Source organism: Cyclobacterium roseum (genome assembly GCF_010119225.1).
Classification (GTDB): domain Bacteria; phylum Bacteroidota; class Bacteroidia; order Cytophagales; family Cyclobacteriaceae; genus Cyclobacterium; species Cyclobacterium roseum.
This window is the reverse complement of record NZ_WNKF01000035.1, coordinates 1-4,517: the sequence shown is the minus strand read 5'-3', so window position 1 is coordinate 4,517 and position 4,517 is coordinate 1. Positions and strand designations below refer to the sequence as shown.

The 4,517-nt window shown below is 44.3% G+C and carries 8 protein-coding genes and 1 pseudogene; 5 read left to right on the top strand and 4 right to left on the bottom strand.

Annotated elements, in window-relative coordinates:
- Positions 1 to 316, bottom strand: a pseudogene (locus GJQ68_RS22910) (group II intron reverse transcriptase/maturase); the annotation flags it as partial.
- Between the two features lie 711 nt (positions 317 to 1,027).
- Here GJQ68_RS22910 and GJQ68_RS22905 point away from each other — a divergent pair.
- The 5 genes from GJQ68_RS22905 to GJQ68_RS22890 all read left to right on the top strand — a co-directional run bounded on the left by GJQ68_RS22905 (position 1,028) and on the right by GJQ68_RS22890 (position 3,165).
- Complete coding sequence (locus tag GJQ68_RS22905) at positions 1,028 to 1,309, top strand: type II toxin-antitoxin system RelE/ParE family toxin (protein WP_162419591.1); 282 nt, start codon at positions 1,028 to 1,030, stop codon at positions 1,307 to 1,309.
- Positions 1,310 to 1,322: 13 nt separating this feature from the next.
- On the top strand, positions 1,323 to 1,622 hold the full coding sequence (locus GJQ68_RS22900) for a HigA family addiction module antitoxin (RefSeq protein WP_162419590.1): 300 nt from the start codon (positions 1,323 to 1,325) through the stop codon (positions 1,620 to 1,622).
- Between the two features lie 155 nt (positions 1,623 to 1,777).
- Positions 1,778 to 2,275: a DUF6597 domain-containing transcriptional factor gene (locus tag GJQ68_RS23500; protein ID WP_235941866.1), complete on the top strand. Its 498-nt coding sequence runs from the start codon at positions 1,778 to 1,780 to the stop codon at positions 2,273 to 2,275.
- Between the two features lie 7 nt (positions 2,276 to 2,282).
- On the top strand, positions 2,283 to 2,594 hold the full coding sequence (locus GJQ68_RS23495) for a helix-turn-helix domain-containing protein (protein WP_235941865.1): 312 nt from the start codon (positions 2,283 to 2,285) through the stop codon (positions 2,592 to 2,594).
- A 76-nt stretch (positions 2,595 to 2,670) separates the two neighbouring features.
- A complete protein-coding gene (locus GJQ68_RS22890; protein ID WP_162419589.1) occupies positions 2,671 to 3,165 on the top strand; it encodes a VOC family protein in 495 nt (164 codons plus the stop codon).
- Positions 3,166 to 3,513: 348 nt separating this feature from the next.
- Here GJQ68_RS22890 and GJQ68_RS23490 read toward each other — a convergent pair whose 3' ends face one another.
- The 3 genes from GJQ68_RS23490 to GJQ68_RS23480 all read right to left on the bottom strand — a co-directional run.
- Positions 3,514 to 3,813: a reverse transcriptase domain-containing protein gene (locus GJQ68_RS23490; RefSeq protein WP_235941864.1), complete on the bottom strand. Its 300-nt coding sequence runs from the start codon at positions 3,811 to 3,813 to the stop codon at positions 3,514 to 3,516.
- A 56-nt stretch (positions 3,814 to 3,869) separates the two neighbouring features.
- Entirely contained in the window at positions 3,870 to 4,196 is a 327-nt protein-coding gene (locus GJQ68_RS23485) for a hypothetical protein (RefSeq protein ID WP_235941863.1), read from the bottom strand.
- An 11-nt stretch (positions 4,197 to 4,207) separates the two neighbouring features.
- The coding region (locus GJQ68_RS23480) for a hypothetical protein (RefSeq protein ID WP_235941862.1) at positions 4,208 to 4,517 on the bottom strand (310 nt) is incomplete at its 5' end.

Sequence of the window (4,517 nt, the reverse complement as noted above, 5' to 3'; positions counted from 1 at the left end):
AGCTGTATTCCTCGAACGTGAGTTCGTACTTGGTCATCAGCACCTGGCTTACCGCTTGTTGCAGCCACCTTTCCACTGCTGTGGGAACCCCCAATAATCTAGTTTTTCCGTTGCTCTTGGGGATTTCAACCCCCTTGATAGGTTTTGGTACATACGTGTGGTTCAGGATGGATGTGGCAATCCTGTCCCTTTTGTTTTCCAAATAGGAAAACAATTCGGTGACTTTCATGCCGTCCACCCCTGCCGAACCCTTGTTCCGCACTACCTGTCGGTAGGCTTTGTAGAGGTTCTTACGGTTGAGTACTTTTTCTATCATAATAAATCTGTTAACCCTGTCCGCTTAAGATGAGGCTACACCGGAAAGGTGCTCCCCATCGAACCTGCCTACCGGCAGGCAGGTTTGGACGTAATCCAATGTTCAGTCCTTCGTTACCCAGTGAGACCTCTGTAGCTCTTACAGCTCGTTCCCGGTAACTACTATGACCTCGGCTGACTTCTTGGCTCATAGAAACCAAATCTATTCCAAGATCTCCCTCGGTAAGGTGAATATCCTTGTGCCTATACCTGCCATATCTACCAGTTCGGTACTTCCTTCCTTTCGGAAGGTTGGGACTTCGGCGTGATGTGGCACCTCATCCGACCTCGTGGCCTCAGTATATGGTTTCTGTTCGTCAGTACAGACACCGCAGTCTGGCTTACTTCACTGCATGCCTCACGGCAAACCAGCTTGCCACTTGCTTGGCTTCGGGACGTTACCCCCGCACTTAAGGGACTTTCACCCGTTGGAACGGTCAACTTTTTGACCTATATTCACCATTCAAGGCACACACAGCCGTTTTGCAAAAGCGGGGGTTTCGTGCTTTTATGAAAGTGAAGTGCTAAATCCAAGTTTTTTTGCATTTAATGAAATTTAGTGCTGAAAATCCCCGCCTTCGCAAAGCGGCAAAACGTTATGCTGCTTTGTAAATTTTTCAAACCCGAAACTTTTACTTATCTTTAGCGTTAGTAACGTGAAGCAGAATAACTAGTGATAAATTCTTTTGGAGACAAGGAAACCGAAAAAATCTGGAATGGCATTCAATCCAGAAAGCTACCCGGAGAAATCCAAAATGTTGCAAGAAGAAAATTAAGGATGATTAACAACGCCCAAATCATCAATGATTTACGTATACCACCAGCAAATCACTTAGAAAAGTTAAGTGGAAAATTGGAAGGCTTTTTTAGCATAAGGATCAATAAACAATGGAGAATCATCTTCAAATGGGAAAATGACACAGCTTTTAAAGCACAAATTGTAGACTATCATTAATAAAGTTTAAGAAATGGATAGATTAAAAAACATACATCCAGGGGAAATACTAAAGGAAGAATTTTTAACCCCGCTTGAAATAACTGCTTACCGGCTTTCCAAAGAAACATTTATCCCCCAGACCAGAGTAAGCGAAATCCTTAAAGGAAAACGTCGGATAACGGCCGACACTGCTTTGAGGCTCTCAAAATTTTTCGGGACGTCAGCTAAGTTCTGGTTAGGGCTCCAGGATGACTTCGATCTAGAAGAAGAGAATATTTCAAAACAAAGTGAACTCGATAAAATAAGACAGATTGAAGATCACGCAGCATAACCTTAGCTTGGCGTCAGCGGGCGGTTCCCGGGAAAATAAAAGTTCAGTACTTTGATATAGATCAGTCAAGGCAGCAAGATAACGGCTTCGAAAGAACCCGCCCGCCCACAAGCCCTGACCGTTGTGCGTCACTCTGAAAAAACCACCGAACAATAATGAACTACCAAACATACGAACCACATAATGACTTAAAATCACTTGTTAGTTGCTATTGGACTTTGGAAGTTCCTAAACAATCTGAACCGCAAAAACAACGAATCGTGCCTGATGGCTGTATTGAAATGGCATTTATCCTCGGAGAGGATATAAAACGGTACACTTTCGAAAATGAATTTATTCTTCAACCTCGTGCTATGGTTCTCGGGCAAACAATTGAACCTTTTTATATTGAGCCGACAGGGTTTGTTAAAACATTCGCTGTGCGATTTTATCCTTACGGATTTGCAAACTTTGTTTCCGAACCAATCAGTAATTTGGCAAATAAGGAAACACCCATAAACCAGCTTTTTGGAATAGAAAACGCAGATGATTTCGAGCAAAAAATAATCAAAGCGGAAAATACGGAACAACGGATAAGCATTACCAAAAAATTTCTTTTGGATAGGCTTAATGACGAGAAAACAATTAATAGAATCGTAAAAAAACACGATTGATTCCCTTATGTCCACAAACGGAAGTGCCTCAATAAATTCAATCCTCAAAGACGACCTATCAAAGCGGAGACAGCTCGAAAGAAACTTCAAAAAGCAAATTGGGGTGAGCCCTAAACAATTGGGAAAGGTAATTAGACTACAAACCGCTTTAAAAGTGTTGCTTGACCAAAAGTCAGAAAATCTCACAGACATTGCTTATAAAAGTGAGTACTTTGACCAAGCACATTTTATAAAGGACTTTAGGGAATTTACAGGAATAAACCCCAAAGAGTTTGTCAATCACGAAAGTCTGGCTCTTTCCGCCCTTTTTTACAAATAATTTTAAGGGTGTCGCATTTTTACAATTTCAAGCGACCTTCTACTGCTAATTTTGTTCCGTAAACAACAAACGGAAAATGAAAAACACTGTACTTATCACAATTATTGCCTTGACCCTTGGCATAGTATCCTGCAAAAACAAAGGAACTTCTGCTACCAATTCAAACTCTACTAAAGAAACAACAATCAAAAACAATAAGAATATGAACAGTTTTATATCAATATTTGAAATTCCAGCAACGGACATTTCACGAGCCATTAACTTTTACAAAGAAATTTTAGGCATAGAAATCGAGAAGTTAGAATTTCCAGGAATGGAAATGGGCTTATTTCCTTACCAAGACCAAATGGTTACAGGAGTTATTGTAAAAGGAGAAGGTTCCGAACCTTCTGCCAGCGGAGTTACCATTTACCTGAATGGTGGAGATAATCTGCAAACTATTCTGGATAAAGTAAAAGGAAATGGCGGAAAAATAATTGTCCCTAAAACACCTCACGCTGACGAGAGTGGATTTTTTGCTATTTTCCACGACTCGGAGGGAAATAAAATCGGACTTCATTCACCAAATTAGAAAAAAGAGCGAACGCACAATCGAGTAGCCCGACCTGAGCCAAATGGCTCAGGGTGAGGCTCTCACACCACCAAGGTGCGGGTCTCGTAGCTCCCCTGCATCCCGGCCCTTCGCTAAAATCTTTTACAAAAAGATTTCTTAACGCTCAGTCCCAGTTCACTGGATTGTGGGTTGCGATTTGAGGTAATAGGAAAGCATGGATTCGTATCCCTTTCTTCGCAGGCGTGACAAAGTGATAGTGGTTATCAAAATCGGACTCTGAGGCCGCGGCGGACCATCCTCCTTTTCTGGATGCAGCCCGCTGCCTGGCCCCTCGCTAAAATCTTTTACAAAAAGATTTCTTAACGCTCAGTCCTCCTTTGGACCCCTTCTGATATGTCGGGACAAATGCATGTCCCAGCAGTTCGAAGTTAGAAGGTCTTCGGATGCCAGCACTGCGTGCGCCCCCTTCGCACTCCCGTGCTCGGGCGTCTCCCTGTTGATGGGCAACCTGAGTTTGTCCCTCAAAAAGAGGTAAATCTCGTTACCCACCTTTCTGGCCTCCTTCTTTGACTTGGTGTAGATGCTGAAATCATCGGCATACCGTACGTAATTCAGGTTTCGCCTGTCCAGTTCCTTATCCAGCACATCCAAAAGGATATTGCTCAAAAGGGGGCTGAGCGGGGAGCCCTGAGGAACGCCTTTTATTCACGTGGAGTTTGTTTTTATCGGTGTTCATGAATTCCGCTTCGCTCCATTTCTACGCCTGTGCAGTTTTCCGTTGATTTGGATGGGTGCACGGAGCCATTTCCGCCTGCCTGCCGCAGGCAGGGATAGGCCTTAAGGTTGTCGGACATTTTACCCGTTGGTAGATGAACTGTAGCAGGATCGTGTGGTCTACCTCGTCGAAAAATCCCTTCAGGTCGATGTCCACAATATCCTGATAGCCATGCCTCCCGCAGCCCGGCTCCTTCGCTACCCAGTGAGACCTCTGTAGCTCTTACAGCTCGTTCCCGGTAACTACTATGACTTCGGCTGACTTCTTGGCTCATAGAAACCGAATCTATTTCAGCCCACCCTGCAGCTGGCCCTTCGCTAAAAATATCCACTGGATATTTTTTTTAGGCTCAGTCCTCTCGGTAAGGTGAATATCCTTGTGTCTCCCCTCAGCTCCGGCCCAAAGCTCCCGCTTTGTCCTCTGCCATACCTGCCTGCCGCAGGCGGGTCTACCAGTTCGGCGCTTCCATCCTTTCGGAAGGTTGGGACTTCGGTGTGATCCCGATGGTCGGGACAAGTAGTGCCACCTCATCCGACCTCTTGGCCTCAGTATATGGTTTCTGTTCGTCAGTACAGACACCGCAGTCTGGCTTACT

Excerpts from the sequence above, each read along its gene's own strand:
- GJQ68_RS22890 (WP_162419589.1), top strand. The coding sequence starts at position 2,671 with ATGAAAAACACTGTACTTATCACAATTATTGCCTTGACCCTTGGCATA.
- GJQ68_RS22900 (WP_162419590.1), top strand. The coding sequence starts at position 1,323 with ATGGATAGATTAAAAAACATACATCCAGGGGAAATACTAAAGGAAGAA.
- GJQ68_RS23500 (WP_235941866.1), top strand. The coding sequence starts at position 1,778 with ATGAACTACCAAACATACGAACCACATAATGACTTAAAATCACTTGTT.
- GJQ68_RS23485 (WP_235941863.1), bottom strand. The coding sequence starts at position 4,196 with ATGAGCCAAGAAGTCAGCCGAAGTCATAGTAGTTACCGGGAACGAGCT.
- GJQ68_RS23495 (WP_235941865.1), top strand. The coding sequence starts at position 2,283 with ATGTCCACAAACGGAAGTGCCTCAATAAATTCAATCCTCAAAGACGAC.